Source organism: Mycoplasma feriruminatoris (assembly GCF_000327395.2).
GTDB lineage: Bacteria > Bacillota_I > Bacilli_A > Mycoplasmatales > Mycoplasmataceae > Mycoplasma > Mycoplasma feriruminatoris.
This window is the reverse complement of sequence record NZ_CP091032.1, coordinates 110,461-127,722: the sequence shown is the minus strand read 5'-3', so window position 1 is coordinate 127,722 and position 17,262 is coordinate 110,461. Positions and strand designations below refer to the sequence as shown.

The 17,262-nt window shown below is 22.9% G+C and carries 16 protein-coding genes and 1 tRNA gene; 13 read left to right on the top strand and 4 right to left on the bottom strand.

Annotation, left to right across the window (positions count from 1 at the left end; all coding sequences use genetic code 4):
- Nucleotides 1-161 precede the first annotated feature (161 nt).
- On the top strand, nucleotides 162-1,049 hold the full coding sequence (locus D500_RS00530) for a UTP--glucose-1-phosphate uridylyltransferase (RefSeq protein WP_008363382.1): 888 nt from the start codon (nucleotides 162-164) through the stop codon (nucleotides 1,047-1,049).
- Between the two features lie 237 nt (nucleotides 1,050-1,286).
- The gene (locus D500_RS00525) at nucleotides 1,287-2,207 is read left to right on the top strand and encodes a glycosyltransferase family 2 protein (protein WP_008363383.1); all 921 of its coding nucleotides are present in this window, start codon (nucleotides 1,287-1,289) and stop codon (nucleotides 2,205-2,207) included.
- A gap of 112 nt (nucleotides 2,208-2,319) precedes the next feature.
- On the opposite strand, the gene D500_RS00520 is transcribed toward D500_RS00525, so the two are convergent.
- Nucleotides 2,320-3,702, bottom strand: coding sequence for a glycosyltransferase family 2 protein (locus tag D500_RS00520; protein WP_239759455.1), 1,383 nt, complete (start codon nucleotides 3,700-3,702; stop codon nucleotides 2,320-2,322).
- A gap of 314 nt (nucleotides 3,703-4,016) precedes the next feature.
- On the opposite strand from D500_RS00520, the gene D500_RS00515 reads away from it, so the two are divergent.
- The 9 genes from D500_RS00515 to D500_RS00475 all read left to right on the top strand — a co-directional run bounded on the left by D500_RS00515 (nucleotide 4,017) and on the right by D500_RS00475 (nucleotide 11,973).
- Complete coding sequence (locus D500_RS00515; protein WP_008362942.1) at nucleotides 4,017-6,158, top strand: S41 family peptidase; 2,142 nt, start codon at nucleotides 4,017-4,019, stop codon at nucleotides 6,156-6,158.
- A 55-nt stretch (nucleotides 6,159-6,213) separates the two neighbouring features.
- Nucleotides 6,214-6,289 (top strand) — tRNA-Lys (locus tag D500_RS00510).
- Between the two features lie 74 nt (nucleotides 6,290-6,363).
- Nucleotides 6,364-7,116, top strand: coding sequence for a riboflavin kinase (locus D500_RS00505; RefSeq protein WP_008362940.1), 753 nt, complete (start codon nucleotides 6,364-6,366; stop codon nucleotides 7,114-7,116).
- A complete protein-coding gene (locus tag D500_RS00500) occupies nucleotides 7,109-7,978 on the top strand; it encodes a deoxyribonuclease IV (protein WP_008362937.1) in 870 nt (289 codons plus the stop codon). Before D500_RS00505 ends, D500_RS00500 begins: the two co-directional genes overlap by 8 nt.
- A 17-nt stretch (nucleotides 7,979-7,995) precedes the next feature.
- Entirely contained in the window at nucleotides 7,996-9,138 is a 1,143-nt protein-coding gene (locus tag D500_RS00495; RefSeq protein ID WP_008362935.1) for a lipoprotein, read from the top strand.
- An 11-nt stretch (nucleotides 9,139-9,149) separates the two neighbouring features.
- Nucleotides 9,150-9,548, top strand: a complete 399-nt coding sequence (nusB, locus tag D500_RS00490; RefSeq protein WP_008362932.1) for a transcription antitermination factor NusB — start codon at nucleotides 9,150-9,152, stop codon at nucleotides 9,546-9,548.
- On the top strand, nucleotides 9,548-10,963 hold the full coding sequence (xseA, locus tag D500_RS00485; protein ID WP_008362930.1) for an exodeoxyribonuclease VII large subunit: 1,416 nt from the start codon (nucleotides 9,548-9,550) through the stop codon (nucleotides 10,961-10,963). The genes nusB and xseA overlap by 1 nt, the downstream gene beginning before the upstream one ends.
- The gene (gene xseB, locus D500_RS00480; RefSeq protein WP_008362929.1) at nucleotides 10,947-11,162 is read left to right on the top strand and encodes an exodeoxyribonuclease VII small subunit; all 216 of its coding nucleotides are present in this window, start codon (nucleotides 10,947-10,949) and stop codon (nucleotides 11,160-11,162) included. The genes xseA and xseB overlap by 17 nt, the downstream gene beginning before the upstream one ends.
- 1 nt (nucleotide 11,163) lies before the next feature.
- On the top strand, nucleotides 11,164-11,973 hold the full coding sequence (locus D500_RS00475; RefSeq protein WP_008362928.1) for a TlyA family RNA methyltransferase: 810 nt from the start codon (nucleotides 11,164-11,166) through the stop codon (nucleotides 11,971-11,973).
- 8 nt (nucleotides 11,974-11,981) lie between these two features.
- Here the strand turns inward: D500_RS00475 and coaE are convergent, their stop codons facing one another.
- From coaE to D500_RS00460, 3 genes are all read right to left on the bottom strand, one after another.
- Nucleotides 11,982-12,539: a dephospho-CoA kinase gene (coaE, locus tag D500_RS00470; protein ID WP_040538467.1), complete on the bottom strand. Its 558-nt coding sequence runs from the start codon at nucleotides 12,537-12,539 to the stop codon at nucleotides 11,982-11,984.
- A 1-nt stretch (nucleotide 12,540) separates the two neighbouring features.
- Entirely contained in the window at nucleotides 12,541-12,816 is a 276-nt protein-coding gene (locus D500_RS00465) for a hypothetical protein (RefSeq protein ID WP_008362926.1), read from the bottom strand.
- 426 nt (nucleotides 12,817-13,242) lie between these two features.
- Nucleotides 13,243-14,223 carry a hypothetical protein gene (locus D500_RS00460; protein WP_008362925.1) on the bottom strand — a complete coding sequence of 327 codons (981 nt, stop codon included), beginning with the start codon at nucleotides 14,221-14,223 and terminating at the stop codon, nucleotides 13,243-13,245.
- A 148-nt stretch (nucleotides 14,224-14,371) separates the two neighbouring features.
- Here D500_RS00460 and D500_RS00455 point away from each other — a divergent pair, with 148 nt between their 5' ends.
- Together D500_RS00455 and D500_RS00450 are read left to right on the top strand one after the other, a co-directional pair.
- Nucleotides 14,372-15,070 carry a DeoR/GlpR family DNA-binding transcription regulator gene (locus D500_RS00455; protein WP_008362924.1) on the top strand — a complete coding sequence of 233 codons (699 nt, stop codon included), beginning with the start codon at nucleotides 14,372-14,374 and terminating at the stop codon, nucleotides 15,068-15,070.
- Nucleotides 15,071-15,136: 66 nt separating this feature from the next.
- Complete coding sequence (locus tag D500_RS00450) at nucleotides 15,137-17,194, top strand: PTS fructose transporter subunit IIABC (RefSeq protein WP_008362923.1); 2,058 nt, start codon at nucleotides 15,137-15,139, stop codon at nucleotides 17,192-17,194.
- Nucleotides 17,195-17,262 lie beyond the last annotated feature (68 nt).

Below are 17,262 nucleotides of genomic sequence, written 5' to 3'. Positions count from 1 at the left end.
AAATATTTTCAAAAAAAGTGTAATATTTCTTTTTTAAAAATTAATTTATATATAATTTGCTTTGAATTTATAGGGGATTTGGGTGATATACCTTTTAAAATTTGTATTTTAAGTCCTTAAAATTCATTAACATAAGAAATTCTTTTTTATAGGAGATATTTATGACTATTAAAAAAGCCGTTATTCCTTGCGCTGGATTTGGTACAAGATTTTTACCTTTTACAAAATCTCAGGCAAAAGAAATGTTACCCATAATTGATACCCCCACTATTGAATATATTGTTAAAGAGGCAGTTGATAGTGGAGTAAAAGAAATTCTGATTGTTTTAAACGATAAAAAAAGCGAAATAATGAAATATTTCAGCAGAAATATCGAACTAGAACGCTTTTTATATAATAAAGAAAAAATTGCCGAACTAGAACAAATTAAAACTAAATTTGATGCAGATATTCACTATATTATGCAAGATGAACAACTAGGATTAGGACATGCAATTTCATTGTGTAAAGGTTTTGTAGATAACGAACCTTTTGCAGTACTTTTAGGTGATGATTTATTTAAATGCAACACTCCTGCTATTAAACAATTAATTGATTTGTATGAAGAAAAACACTCAACTATTCTAGGAACAATTTTAATTGATAAAAAAGATAGTAAAAAGTATGGAATTTGTCAACCTGAAACTAGCCAAGATAACGTTTGCAAGGTATGTTCAGTAATTGAAAAACCAGAAGAACAAGAAGCTCCAAGTAATATTGCAATTGCTGGAAGATATATTTTAACTCCTGAAATATTTAAGTATTTAGATCTACAACTTAAAGGAAAAACTGGAGAAATTGAATTAACTGATTCTATTTTAAAAACTATTGGTGATGTTGATTGTTATGCAAAAATCATTGATGGTAAAAGATATGATATTGGTAATAAACTAGGTTATTTAGAGGCATTTGTTGATTTTGCTTTAGATAGAGAAGATACTAAAAATGAATTAATAAAAATCATTAGCAAAGTCAATGAACAAAAAGAAGTTTCTAAACACAATAATTAAACTAAGCCATTATATTAAGGTTAGCCTTATTTATATTGGCTTTTTTTAATTTAAAAACAAAAAACTATAAAGTTCTATACTTATAAGTTCTAGATATTGATTTTTTATTTATAAATTCTTAATATAAAAGTAACTAAATAAATAATAAAACTAATATTGCTTTTAAAAGCATATAAAAATTTAAGTAAAATAAATAAAGTGTAAAAGATTTTAAATACTACCTATAAAGGAAAATTTATGAATAAAAAACTTTGTACAATAATCATACCTTGTTATAACATGCAAAACTTTCTAGCTGACTGTTTAGATTCAATTTATCAAAACATAGATTGTGAAAAATATTTAGATGTTTTAATAATTGACGATGGATCAACTGATAACACAGTAAACATAGCTAATAATTATTTAAAAAAACACAAAAATATTTCTATTTATTCTAAATCTAATGCTCATTGAGGTTCAGTTATTAATTATGTTAAACACAACCAATTAATTAAAACTAAATACGCATTTATTTTAGATGCTGATGATAAAATCTCAAAAGACTTTACTGATTTATTAGTTAATGTTGTTAATAAACTAGATGTTGATCTTGGTATTTTTAAAACAAAGATTTTGTACAAAAGAAAAAACAGTGTTATTGTAAACCCTAAGTGATTATCAAAAAAACAAAAAACTTTTTTACCAATGATCATTCCTTGTTCAACTATTTTTAAAACTGATATTTTTTATAAAAGTACAGATTTAATTGAAAACGTTCCTTATCAAGATTATGTTTTATATTCTTGAATGTACTTACATTCAACTAATGTTCAGTTTTTACCTCATACAATAGGTACTTACTGATTTTCTCGTCCTAATAACACAATGTCTAGTGCTTGAAACGCTAAAAGAATTGCTGGAGAAAAAGCTCTGCTTGATGAGTTAAATAAATTAAATTTAGGTCATTTATTTTTAGCTAGAATAGCTTTACCAGGATATATTAAAGGTTTATCTAGTGCTAATATTAAACTAGTTTTTAATAGAGATAAAATAGATCTTTTATTAAAAAATGCTTCTAGGTTATTTAAAATACTATTTCATATAAAGTTTAAAAAAGCCTTAAAATCTAATGTTATAAGAATTACAAAAGCTAAAACAGATATTGTTTCATGATAATTAACAAACTAAAAAATGTAAGAAAATACTAAAAAGTAATTCTTACATTTTTTTAATATAAAATGATCAAATAAAAAAAGCAAGTGCTTAATAATAAGGTTAAATCTAATTATTAGTTCTTGCTTGTTTTTGCATTTAAAGGTATTTGGTTTTGTTCACTTTGTGCTTTTCTAGCAACAGGAGTAGTTGAATAAGTCTTTTTAAATAATGCTAAAAATGAAATTGGAATATAAGTCAACATAAATAAAGGATAAGTAAATATTGATTTAAATTTTTGTCATTTAGTTGCATTAATAGATTTTCTATTTCTAATAACAACTATAAATCCTCATAATAAATAGTTAATAAAAATAATTCCAAAAATAACTAAAGGAGTAGTTGTACAATAAATTATTAAATCACGTAAATAATTATTAACTTGTTCAACTAACATAGTTGGATTATTTAAATAATTAACTATATAATTACCTACCATTAATCCAAAAGTAACTAATCAGAAAAGTAGATTAACTACTAAAGTAATAATTGCAGGGAAAATCATTGTAAAGTTAGCTCATAATTTGATCTTATTAATCTTAAATTTAAACATATTTTTGATCATTTGAGATTTATAAATATTTCAAACTTGTTTAAATCCAACACATCATCTCATTCTTTGTTTTCAAGAACTTTTAAAATCTATTGGTTGTTCATCATAAAAACAAGCATTTTCTGTATAGCCAGTTTTAATATTATTTAGCATCAATCATTGAGTAAATTCAATATCATGACTTAGTGAGTTAAAGTCTCATCAATTAGTTTTTTCTAAAATTTCTTTAGTAAAAGAAAACCCAGTTCCATTAATATAAGAAGCATGATTTAAAGTAGCTCTTCCTTTATTAATAACATCTGATTCTTTTAAAAATTGAATTGAATAAGCACTAGAAATTCAGTTATCAGCATAGTTTTTTGAGTTTCTATAAGTTGTTACAACTTGAATATCTGAATAAAAATCATATGCTTTATTAACTTCATAAACTCAGTTTTGATCTAATAAATTATCAGCATCAAAAGAGCAAAAACAATCATATTTATCTAATAGATTATTATCTCTAATGTATCTTAAACCGTGTTGAATAGCAAAGTTTCCACCTTTTAAAGTTTTATGAAATCTTTGTAAAACTATAACGTTTTTTTCAATACCAACATTATAAGTTTTTCTATTATCTGTACAATTATCTGCAACTAAATAAATATCAATAACTCCATCATATTTTTGAGCTTTAAGACTATCAATTAATTGTCCAACAACACCTGATTCATTATGTGCTGGAATAACTATTGCAAATGATCTATTTTTTTTAGGTTTATATTTATCTAATTTCTTTTTATTTTTAATGAATGCAAACATAAAAAATAATCAGTCAGAAGATAAAAGTAGCATAAAAATAATTCCAATAACTAAAGTAATGTAAAAAAATACAGTTGTAGTAGTGTTTAGCTGGTAGTTGATCATATAATCCTTATAGTTCTAATTAGTTTTTTTCTTTGTATATAAAAGTATTAATAAATATAAAAATACATATTAAAAACACAAATATTATAATATCAATTTTTTATTTGTGTTTAATTCTACTTACTTTTTGTATAGTCAAGTTCATTTTTTTAAAAATTAACACTAAATATTAATAATAACATTATTTTTATTAATAAACTCTATTATTTATTAAGCTATATCATTTTAAACTAATAAAGTTATATATACAAATTATTAGAAGAATTTTAAAAATCAAACTGTAGTTTTAATATAATAAAACTGGTTTAAACATTATGAAAATTACAGCTATATTATCAAGTTTATTTCTATCTCCAACTCTTTTAAATACCTCACCTATTTTAGTTAATAATTCTACTAATACTCAAATAAAAACTCAAGAATTTAATTTAGATGATTTAACTATTAAAACTAGTTCTAATAAAAAGATCCAAGCTTTTTTACATAACGATGTTTTTTATACTTCAATTAATCAGTTTTTAAAAAGTATAGATTCAATTATTAATTATTCAAATCTAGAACATAGTTTTAAAGATAATAAAACAACTATTAAATTAAAAGATGATAATAACTTTTTTATTGAATTTAATTATTTAACAAAAAAGATTACTATTTCAAATAACAAGATATTTAATAAAATTTTAAAAAATAATAAAAGAGCAGAAGAAGATTTAAAAATTACATTTGAAAAAGAACAAAACAAAAATAATACTACTCAATTTGAAATTGATTTATCTAAATATAATATTGATATTTTAAAAGATCAAAATGATTTATATCTACCAGCAATTTTACTTAACCAAGTGTTTTTAAGTGAATCAAATATTCAAACTTATTTTAATGGCCAAGACTTTAAAATTTTTAAGTTTTATGAAGCACTAAGTTTTCCTGGAACTTTTTATTTAAAACAATCTGATAAAAATAATCAAACAAATATTCCTATAGGTTTAAAAAAATTTCAATATGAATATTTAGCATTTTTATTTGATAATTATTATGGTATTAAGTTAGAAAATAATAAGTCTTATAAAGACTATTTTAAAAAGTATGAAAAACAAATTTTATCAGAATCTAGTCATGAACATTATTTAGCAACAAAACAAATAATTAATGAATTAGATGATCCACATTCAGCTTATGTTTTAGATGGATATTATGATAAGAATAGAGATTTTCATAAAATAATGTTTAGTGATCAAAAAAGAATTAAAAACAGAGTTGAAATTTTAAATTTATTAGCTAAAAATGATCCTAATAAAATTGATTATCAAAATGAATTAATTAGTGATGATACTTCAGTAATTTCGTTTAAAAAGTTTGAAGAAAACAGTGCTGAAATGATCAAAAAAAGTTTAGATCAAGCAAAAAGTAAAAATGTAAAAAACATTGTTTTCAACTTAACTCAAAACGGTGGAGGATACATTGGAAGTGCTTTTGAAATTTTAGGTTTTTTAACTGATCAACCTTTTAATGTCTATTCTTATAATCCTTTAACAAAAGAAAAAAAGGTTGAAACTATTAAATCAAAATATAATAAATATGATTTTAATTACTATATTTTAACTTCACCTTATTCTTTTTCAGCAGGTAATATTTTTCCTCAAATTATAAAAGATAATAAATTAGCTAAAATAATTGGTTATAAGACTTTTGGTGGAGCTAGTTCAATTAATTATTATGTTTTACCAACTGGAGATATTATTCAATTAAGTAGTAATAATGTATTTACTAATGATAATTTTGAATCACTTGAATTTGGAGTTACTCCAGATGTACAACTAGATGCTGATGTTTATAAAAACTCTGAAGTTATTTATCAACCCAAAACTCTTTTAAATTTAATTAAAAAAGCTAATGAAGTTGAAAAACAACCTGAACTAGTTAAAAAAACTAGTAGCACTTTAAAACCTTCAACTAATTCTACTAAACCAAACAAAATCACTCATTATCTAATTGATCTTAATACAATAAATAAAAAATCTAGTATAACTAGACCTTTAACTGTGATTCAACCTGCTAATAAAATTAATATGTTAAGTTTAATTGAACCAGATAAAAATGACTTTGAAATTAATTTATTAGAAAAAACTACTACTAATTTAAGTGATGTTAAAAACTTAAATTTAGATAAATTAAATAAAAATGATAAAGATCAAATTCTAACTGCTTTAAAAAACAAAAATCCTGATATTCAAATTAATTGAGATGATCTAGTTGTTGATAAAATCACAAATAATTCAGCTGAAATATCATTAAAAAATTCAGATCAAAAAATTATAGTTCATTTTTTATTAGAAACTAAGAACTCTAAAAACACAATATGAATTGTTTTAGTAATTATAAGTATTACTGTTATATTAGGATTAATTAACTTTATAATAATAAGAAAATTAAAAACTAATAAGCTAAATAAATAGTTATAAACAATATTTTAATTAAATTATATTTAAAATGTATATAATTTAATTATATGTCTGATTAGCGCAACTGGCAGAGCAACTGACTCTTAATCAGTGGGTTGTGGGTTCGATTCCCACATCAGGCACCATTTTTGAAAAACACAAAAAAGACTTTTAAGTCTTTTTTATTTTATGCTTTAAAATTATAAATAGGAGCTTAAAAATGAATAATCAAATTATTGCTTTATTTTGTGATTTTAAGTATATAACAACTAAACTTTTAAATAAATTTAATAAAGATCAATTAATTATTTTTGGATATAGTTTAGATGAAAATGATTTTGATTATATTTGTTCAAAAGACCAATTAGAAATCTTTAAATCTCAAAATTATAAGTTTATAGATCTAAAAAACATAAATATTGATCAATTAGTTAATAAATATCAATTTTCTAAAGTACATATTACAAAAAGTTTTACAAAAATAGATCATCTTTTAAATTTTTTTTCTAATACTATTATAGAAGATGATTTATTAGATATTAATCAAGCTAAACAAGCTTTAATTAATGCTGATGTAAAAAAGTTTAATAAAATAGCTGGATTTAATTACACATTTTCTGGAATTGTAACTCATTGTAATCATTTAGGAAGAACTATTGGTTTTCCAACAGCAAATATTTTAACTAATACTAGTTTAGTAATTAAAAATGGTGTTTATTTAGTAAAAGTAACTATAGATGATCAAATTATTAAATATGGTATGGGAGATCATTGAATCAATAGAAATAATTTAAAAGTTTTTGAAACTTATATCTTTAATTTTAGTAGTGATATTTACAATAGTAAAATTACTTTTGAACTACTAGATTATATTAGAGATAATCAAAAAATAGAAAGTTTAGATCAACTAAAAGCATTATTAAATAATGATAAAAACGAATGTTTAAAAAGATTGGAGAAATATAATGGATAAAGTATTACTAGGTTGTCATGTAAGTATGAATAGACAAAATAACTATTTAGTTGGAAGTGTTAATGAAGCTATAAGTTATAAAGCAAATACTTTTATGATCTTTACAGGACCACCACAAAGTACATTAAGAACTTCAACTAAACACTTATATATAGATCAAATGCATGAATTAATGAATAGTTATAAAATTAATGCAAAAGATTTAATAGTACACGCTCCATACATTATTAATATTGCAAATAGTGTTGATGAAAACAAATGAAAATTTAGTGTAGATTTTTTAATTCAAGAAGTTAAAAGATGTGAAGAAATTAAAATACCAACTTTAGTTTTACATCCTGGATCTTATACAACTGGTAATTATAAAGATTCTTTAAATCAAGTTATTAAAGCTTTAGATATAGTAAGTTATCATCAAACTAATGTAAAAATTGCATTAGAAACTATGAGTGGTAAAGGTACTGAAGTTTGTTCTAAATTAGAAGATTTTAAATACATTTTAGATAATGTTAAAAATAAAGATAAAATTGGAGTTTGTTTAGATACTTGTCATTTACATGATGCTGGTTATGATTTAAGTAAATGAGAAGATTTTAAAAATCAAATAAAAAACAATTTTAGTTTAGATAAAGTTTTATGTATTCATTTAAATGATTCAAAAAATATGATAAGTTCTCATAAAGATCGTCATGCAAATATTGGTTATGGATATATTGGTTTTGATAATTTAGTTAATGTAGTGTTTGATAAAGATTTTTCTAATATTTCAAAAATTTTAGAAACTCCTTTTATAGATAAAAACGCTCCTTATAAAATAGAAATAGAAGATTTATTAAATAAGACTTTTACAAATAGGTTATAGTTCTAGAAAGGAATTATATGAAGAAATTATTATCAATAATAACAGGTTTTTCATTTATTGTTACACCTAGTTTATTTGCAATAAGTTGTACTCCAAAAGTTCAAGTTGAAAAAAACTTTGATGATATAACATCAATTAAAAATGTTGGTGTATTTAAAAATAATCAAGCATTTATTAGTAGAACTGAATTAAAAGAAATATTAGATAGTGGATTAGCAAGTGGTAGAGTAATAAATAATTCAACAGCAGCAACAAATAGTGGAGCATCAGGAAACGGAACAACTACACAAAACAATACTAATGGTAAGTACGCTATAGAAAGATTAAAAGCATTAGCTGTTAATAACTTTACTAAAAATCAACAAAAAGCTTGAACTCAGCTAGAGTACTCTTCAATGATTTTTTATAAAAAAGTAGAACCAAGTGCTGTTAATGTTTTAGGGTATGAAGAAATAAATAAAGAAAATGTTGATAAGCTAGATAAAGGATTAAAAACTGTATTTTTAGTATTTAAATATAATAATGATACTAGGGAAAGTGAAAAATTAGAAGTTGAATTATTACCTGAAATCAGTTCAGGTAATGAAGTTATAAAAGATGAAAATCTACATTTAGATCTTTTTGAAAAGCCTGAAAATCTAAAATTAGCTAATCAAAAAAGTATTGTTGAAGTTTTAAGAAAACCATTATCAGAAATTTCTACACTTCTAAACGATAGAACTAATAATCGACCAAATAGTAATAAAGAAAACCTTAAGGAAACTGAATTCTTTAATAATGTAATAAAAGAATTATCACTTTATTTAGCAAATGCTGTTAAATACTTTAATTCTGAATCAGGAATAGTTACAACTCAACCTAGTTTTTCATACACTACTAGAAGTAAACATATTTATGACTATATAACTAAGAATCAAAAAGATGAATTGTACAAGAGATTAGAAAAAGTATTTAAAACAGAATTTACTAAAATCAATTTCTTAGATGTATTTAATAATTTTGAATTTGATGCTAACGAACCTAATAAAACTGATAAAAAAATAATTACAAAGATAATAAAAACTTCAACTAATAATTCTTCTAGTTCTACAACTACACCAGCTGCAACACCTACCCCAGCTGCGCCTGCACCCGCACCTGCACCTGCAACCACTAGATAAAAGGAGCTATTATGGAAACTCAAATAAGTCTTTCTAAAAAAAGAAAACTACTGATCCAAGCCTTTTATAAATATCAATTAATAAATGCTAGTATAGATTATATTCATCAAGATATTTTAGATGATGTTCAAGAGTTTAATAATGAACAATTATCATTACTAACTAATCAAATTGCTGATAAACAAATTGAACTTATAAAACAAATTAAATTAAATATTTCTTCAAATTGAAAATGAGATAGAATTCCTGCACTAATTAGAGCTATTTTAATAGTTGGAGTTTATGAGATTTTATATACTGATACTCCAAAACCAGTAACTATTAATGAAATGGTTAATTATATAAAAGATGTTGAACCTGATTTTGACTATAAATTTGTTAATGCAGTATTAGATAAATTTAATAAATAATGGAAGCAATTTTAACAGTTCAACAACTAAATGAAAATTTAAAATCTTTAATCGAAAGTCAAGATAACTTCAAATATATTTATGTAAAAGGTGAGTTATCTAACTTAACATTTAATAAATCAGGTCATATTTATTTTTCAATAAAAGATCAAAATGCTGCTATTAATTGCATGATGTGAAAATGAAATACTTCAAAAATAGAATCATTAAATCTTAAAGATGGTGTACAAATTATTTGTTATGGAAGAATAACATATTATATACCAACTGGAAGAGTTAGTTTTGAAGTAAGTGATATTAAAATTGATGGTATTGGTGATTTACAAAAACTTTATGAACAAAGATATAAACAATTAGAACAAGCTGGTTGATTTGATCCTAGTTTAAAAAAACCACTTCCTGAATTTATAAAAAACGTTGGAATTATTACAGCTGATAGTGGAGCTGCAATTAAAGATATAATTACAACAATTAAAAGAAGATTACCTTTAATTAATATTTATTTATTTGCTGCTCAAGTTCAAGGTAATCAAGCCTCAAGTGATATTGCAAATAAAATTAAACAGGCTAATAATTTTAAAATTAAATTAGATGCTTTAATTGTTGGAAGAGGTGGAGGAAGTTATGAAGATCTTTGAGCTTTTAATGAACTAGATTTATTACAAGCAATTAAAGATAGTAAAATTCCTATAATTAGTGCTGTTGGTCATGAACCTGATGTTACATTATCAGATTATGTTGCTGATATTAGAGCAGCAACTCCAACTGCTGCAGCAGAACTTGTAAGTAAAAACATTGATGAAATTAAAAATCAATTAAAGAACTATTATAAAACTTCTAATTTATTAATACTAAATAGATTAGAAAAACTAAAAGACAAATTAACTAGTGTTAAAAGTGAACAAAATAAAATTATAAACAGTCATTTAAATAATCAATATTTACAGCTTAATCAATTAAGTAGTCATAATCCAAATTTAATTCAAACTAAAATTAATGGATTAATTGATAATTTAGATGATAAAAAGCACTTTGTTTTTCAATCAATTAAAAAAATTATTGATATAAATGATAAATCAATAAATAGCTATTTAAATACTAATAGACAAAAAATATCTGATTATTTAAAAGAACAAATAACTGATTTTAACTTTATGGTTTCTACTTTTAAAGGCTTAATTAATAGCATAATAAGATTAGAAGAATCTGATTTTAAATCACTTGAAAATAAAGTTGAACTATTAAATCCTTTAAAACCTTTAGAAAATGGGTTTAGTATAATTACTAATTTAAATGATCAAAAAATAACATCATATAAACAAGTAAAAATAAATGAAGATCTAAAAGTTTTTCTATCTGATAGTAAACTATTAGTAACTATAAAAGAGGTAAAAGCTAATGAGCAATCAAAATAAAAACTATGATCAATTAATATCTGAAATTAAAGAAGATACTAAAAAATTATCAAGTAATGATATTTCAATTGAAGATGCTATGCAAATTTTTGAACAAAACATTAAAAAAATTAAACTAGCTAAAGAACTACTAACTCAATATAAAGGTCAAGTTAATAAAGTAATAGAAGATGATGAGTTAGAAGAATTTAAAGATTAAAATGAAACAAAGATTAGATGAATATATCTATAAAAACAATTTAACTGAATCTAGAAGCAAAGCAAAAGAACATATAGTTAATAAAAAAGATGTTTATGTAAATAATATAAACATAACTAAACCTAGTTTTTTAGTAGATATTAGTGATGTTGTTGAGATTAGATCAACAAAATTAGAACATGTTTCAAGAGCTTATGAAAAACTAGAAAAAGCTATAAATAAATGAAAAATCGATTTAACTAATAAAGTTTGTTTAGATATTGGTGCTTCAACTGGTGGTTTTACTCAATGTTGTTTAGAAAATAACGCTAGATTAGTTTATGCAGTTGATGTTGGAACTAACCAATTACACTCATTACTTTTAAATAATTTAAAAGTAATTAATATGAGTCAATATAATTTTAGAAATGCTCAAAAACAAGACTTTTTAGAAAATATTGATTTTGTGTGTTGTGATGTTAGTTTTATATCAGTTGAAAAAATTCTAATACCTTTAAAAGATATAGTTGAATTAAATACAACTGGTGTGTTTTTAATAAAACCTCAATTTGAATCACAACCAAATCAAATTAAAAACGGTAGAATTAATTCTAAACTAGATCATAAACAAGCTATTTTAAAAGTAATTAGTTATGCTAATAGCAATAATTTTGATGTTATTAACTTAGATTATTCTCCAATTCTAGGAAACAAAAAACAAAATATTGAATATTTAGCATATATTATTAAAAAAGAAAACAATTATAAAATTTGAAATGAAGATCAAATTGATAAACTAGTAAATATAGCTTGAAAAGAATTAAAAAAATAGGTTATTTTCTATGAAAGTAACCTATTTTTTTGTATGTATAATTCTAATTGGTAAAACTTGCTAATAACTAGATCAGGTTTTTTTCTTTTAATTGATTTATTTTGACTTCTTCTAATTCTTAAAATATCTCTAATGCTAGTTTTATCTCTTTTTAAAACTCTAATTAAAGATTTTAAAAAACTAGATTTAACTTTAACTATTAAATCTAAATTAGTTAAATTTAATTCAAATAATAAAGCAGCTTCAATTATAAAGCTAGTATTTGGGTTGTTTGAAATTTCAAGTTGTATTTGTTCACTAATTAGTGGTCATAACAAATTATCTATTTGCTTTTTTAATTTTTTATTAGTAAAGAGTTTTTTTCTTAAATACTTTTTATCAACTTTGTTTTCTTTTATGATGTTATTATCAATTTCAAATAATTTAGATTTAATATTTTCATCTAATAAAAGTTTTTTACTAACAACATCAGCATCAATTATTTTAAATTCAGGATGAAATTCTACAAACTTATTTGAAATATAAGTTTTTCCTGATCCAATTTTTCCATAAATACCAATTATCATTTTATATACCATGCATTCTAAGTTGTTTTTCAGCTGAAATTTCAGTAACTGTTATTATTAAGTTATTTGTTTTATTAACAACAAAAAAGATATTAGTATTAGAAGCTGAAATATAGATTTCATTACCAGACATAAAACTTTTAGTTGAATTTCTAATATGTTCTAAACAGATTTCTTTTACTTCATAATCTTTTTTATCTTTTAGTTTAAGTCTTTCTTTAGCTCTTTGCAGACCATGATAACTAAAACTAAAATTGTGTCTATAATAATAACTCATAACAACTCCATCATCAATATAAAAAACAAGTATTAATACTTATATTATTGTACTTATTTGAATCTATATTTTCATACTTTAATAAAAAACTAGAATTATTATTAATAAATAATTTAAATAACTTTTTAATAAAAAGAAAATATTGTGATTAATTTTAAAAAGTTTATCAGAAAGTAATCAAAATAAATATCTTTTTTATATTAAAAAGAACTACTAAAAGTAGTTCTATAAATTGAATCATTTGAGATCTAATAAAATAATTTAATGTGTAAAATAGGCATCAATTCTATAAATTAAAAAAAATTTTAAAATTTTTGGTCACTTTTTAAAATTTATTTCTAATACTATTATGAAAGGAAAAATGGTAAGTATGAGTTAATAAGTTTTATATCAAATTATTATTAAATTCTTATTTTATTATGAGAGTTATTTATTATACCTATTTATTAAGTTATTAAAAATTAAATTATCTTCATCAGTTTTAATATAAGTTTTTAAAAGACTAATTAGTTCTTTTGATCTAAAGATAATAAAAAAGTAGTTTATAAGTAATTTTTTAAAAGTATCTTCTAATAGTTTTATAGAAACTACAAAAGAGTTATTTTCAAAAACCTCTTTAATAGCAAGAACTAGATAGATTTGATCTAAAGTTAAGTTATATAAATGTCAATTTGAATTAGTTTTAAAGTTAGTTTTAAAAAGTTCTATTAACTGATTTTTTAGATTATTAATGTTAATAAAATCTTCATATTCTATTTCTAAAACAATTTGATGTGACCAATTTAAAGTAGTGTTTAAATAAGCTTTATAGTTAGTTAGATCAATAAAAATAGGTTTAGTATCAATGTTTAGTAAAGTTCTTGGTATTTTATAAATTCTTTGGTTTTTATTAGTAATAACAAATTCAAATTTATCTGATAATACAAAAAGATCTTTGAATTTATATTTATCTAAATCAATTTGATCAGTTATTAAAAATCGATCTATAGATTGCATTCTTAAAATATCTTGAAAAATTATAGGATTATGATCATCAATAAATTGTTCATCTATGTTTATGTTATCGTTTAAAACTAATCGATGTCTGTGTTTATGATCTAAAACTTTTTGAATAAATTCAGTTTGAAATCTTGTTTGATTAATTATTTGATTAAAAAAACTATTTTTAGTTAAAAGGTTTAATGAATTAGTTTTAAAGTCTAAATAAATATCAACCTTTAACATATAATAACCAATTAAATCACCTTTTAAACAATAATACTTTAAAGCTCTATTTCAATTAGCTGAAGTATATAAACTATTTAAAACATAACTTGGAACTTGTAAATACTTTTGATCACCAATCAAATAGTAATCATTTTCTTTATTAATTTGAATTAAAACAGAGTGTGTTGAATAATAAAACATAATAATTTCTTTCTCATAATAAATTTAACAAAAAATAAGTAAATATTAAAAATTAAACAAATAAACTAATATTGGTTCATATTGGTTGTATGTGGAGTTTTCTGGTTTATTTTAACAATTCATAGTTATAATAAAAGCGAGGGATTTTATGATAAGAGAACAAAGATATAAAGAAATATTAAAAATAATAGAAAAAGAAGAAATAATTTCTGTAGATAAATTATCTACTAGTTTGAATATCCCCTTAACCTCTTTAAGAAGATATCTTAAAGAACTAGAGTTTAGACACAAAATTATTAAAACCCATGGTGAAGTAAGATCAAATAAAACTAGTTTGATTGTTGAAGATTATTTAGATAACAAGCTTATTATAAATGTTCAAGCTAAACAATTAATCGCTTTAAAAGCTTTAAAAAAAATTAGACCAAGAACTTGTATTTTTTTAGATTCTGGTTCAACTGCTTATTATTTAGCAAAAATTTTAAATCCAGATCTGCGTTTAAAAATTGTTACTAATTCATTTTTAAATGTTCAAGAATTAGCTCAAAATGATCATAAAGATATTTATTTAATTGGTGGCAAATATGATCCTGTTACTAGTTCTATTTTAGGTTATCAAGCTATTAATGATTTAAAAAATTATGCTTTTGATGCAAGTTTTATAGGAATTAATGCTATTGATGATGAAAATAATATTTATACAACTAGTGATGAACATGCTCAATTAAAAATTCAAGTAATTAAAAACTCAAATATAGCTTATGGATTAGTTGATAAATCTAAAAAACATTCTAGATCATTTTACAAATTTGCTTCAACTTCAGACTTAGAACTAATTGAAAGTTAATAATTTAAGCAATTATTTAAACTTTACTATTAAAATTACTAAACTTTAAAAAATAGAAAGGTAGTTATGCAAATAAAAGAATTGTTTAATCAAAATACTTCTTTTTTTAAACAAGAATTTAAAACTAAAACACAAATAATTGATTTTTTAGCTTCTAAATTAAAAGAAGAAAAGATTATTAGTAAAAAGACTGTGTTTTTAAATGCAATTAAAACAAGAGAAAATCAAGAATCAACTGCTATTGGTAATAATGTAGCTATACCTCATGCTTTAAACTCAGTAGTTTTAAAACCAACAATTTGTTTTATGAGTTTAAAAACTCCGATTAAATGAAATTCTAATGATAACCAATTAGTTGATTTAATTTTTATGATTGCTACAAATGATAGTGATACTAATGATCATATGGATGCTATTGCTGGTCTTTCTTCTAAACTATTAGATGATAATGTATTAGAACAATTAAAACAAATAGATAATTTTGATCAATTAATTGAACTTTTTTCAGATGATGATATGAAAAAAGAAATAAACAAAGAAAATAAAGAAGAACAAAAAGAAGAAAACAAGTATTTTGATGTAGTTGGAATAACTGCTTGTCCTACAGGAATAGCTCATACATATTTAACTAGTGATAAGTTAGTAGAATATGCTAAGAGTTTAAATTTAAGTGTTAAGATCGAAACTCAAGGAAGAAGAGGAATCGAAAACCGCTTAACTGAAGATGAAATTAAAAATGCTAAAGTTATTATTCTTGCTCACGATAAAGCCATTGAAGGAATGTCAAGATTTAATAATTGTAAAGTTATTGACACAAGCACAAAAGATGCTATTTATAATGGAAAAGAATTAATTTCAAACTTTGAAAATCATCCAAAACTAAAAGAAATCAAAAATGTTAAAAATGATGATTCAAATATTGGAGAATTAAGTTTAAAGAAATTTAAAGATTTTAAAGGTAACTTATTAGGTGGAGTTTCTAGAATGCTACCTTTTGTTGTTGCTGGTGGTATAGTTTTAGGGATCGCATTTTTATTAGACTTTATTTTAGGTAATGGAAATGCTAAAGGAGATTTTGGAACAGTTAATCAAGTTTCAGGTTGATTTGCAGCAGCTGGAAAAACTGCAATGATGATGATGGTTCCAATACTTGGTGGATATATTGCTTATGCAATTGTAGGACCACAAGGTTTAATGCCTGGGGTTGTTGCTGGTTTATTAGCGGATAACACTAGTAGTTTTGCTTATGGAACAGTTGGTTCTTGAAGTGGGTTATGAACAAAAATTTTACCTAAAGATTTACCAACTAGCTCAGGGTTTATTGGTGCAATGGTTGGTGGTTATTTGGCAGCTCTTATTGTTTTTGGTCTAACAAAAGGTATGCAAAAATTTAAAAAGCCATTTCATGGTGTAAGAGATATAGTATTTATTCCAATTTTATCTTTATTAGGAATTGCTATAACTATGTTTGTGTTAAATATACCATTAGGATACTTATTATATGGTATTAAATTAGGACTAACTTATATGGCTAAAAATAATTTATTAATTATTTTAGGAGCTATTATTGGGTTTATGATGTGTGTTGATATGGGTGGTCCTATTAACAAGATTGCCTATGTTTTAGGAACAGCTTCAGTAAGTGGAGCATTTGGACATGAACCTATATTTACAAACATTATGGCAGCTTCAATGGCTGGAGGAATGATTCCACCATTAGGAATTGCTTTATGTACAGTTTTATTTAAAAAGGTTTGAACTTCAAAAGAACGTGATGCAGCTAAAGCAAACTGATTAATGGGTTCATTTTTCATAAGTGAAGGAGCAATACCATTTATGGTAACTGATCCTAAACATATTTCAGTTTCAGCTTTAAGTGGTGGTTTTGTAACTGGTTTGTTAGTTGGAGCATTTAAAATTACTTTACCAGCTCCTCATGGTGGTATATTTGTTTTTCCATTATTAAATTCTGAATTATTTAGCCAAGCTAGTGTTGCTAAAGGTATGGGAATCGCTTTATTTGTTCTTGCAATTTTAATAGGAACTATTGTAATGAGTTTAATATTAGGATTTTGAAAGAAATACGATATTAAAAAGGGTCATTTACAATTAGTTGAAGCTTAAAACATATCCTCTTTATAGAGGATTTTTTAATATAAAAAATATGGTTAACCTATCATAAAGCTAACTAT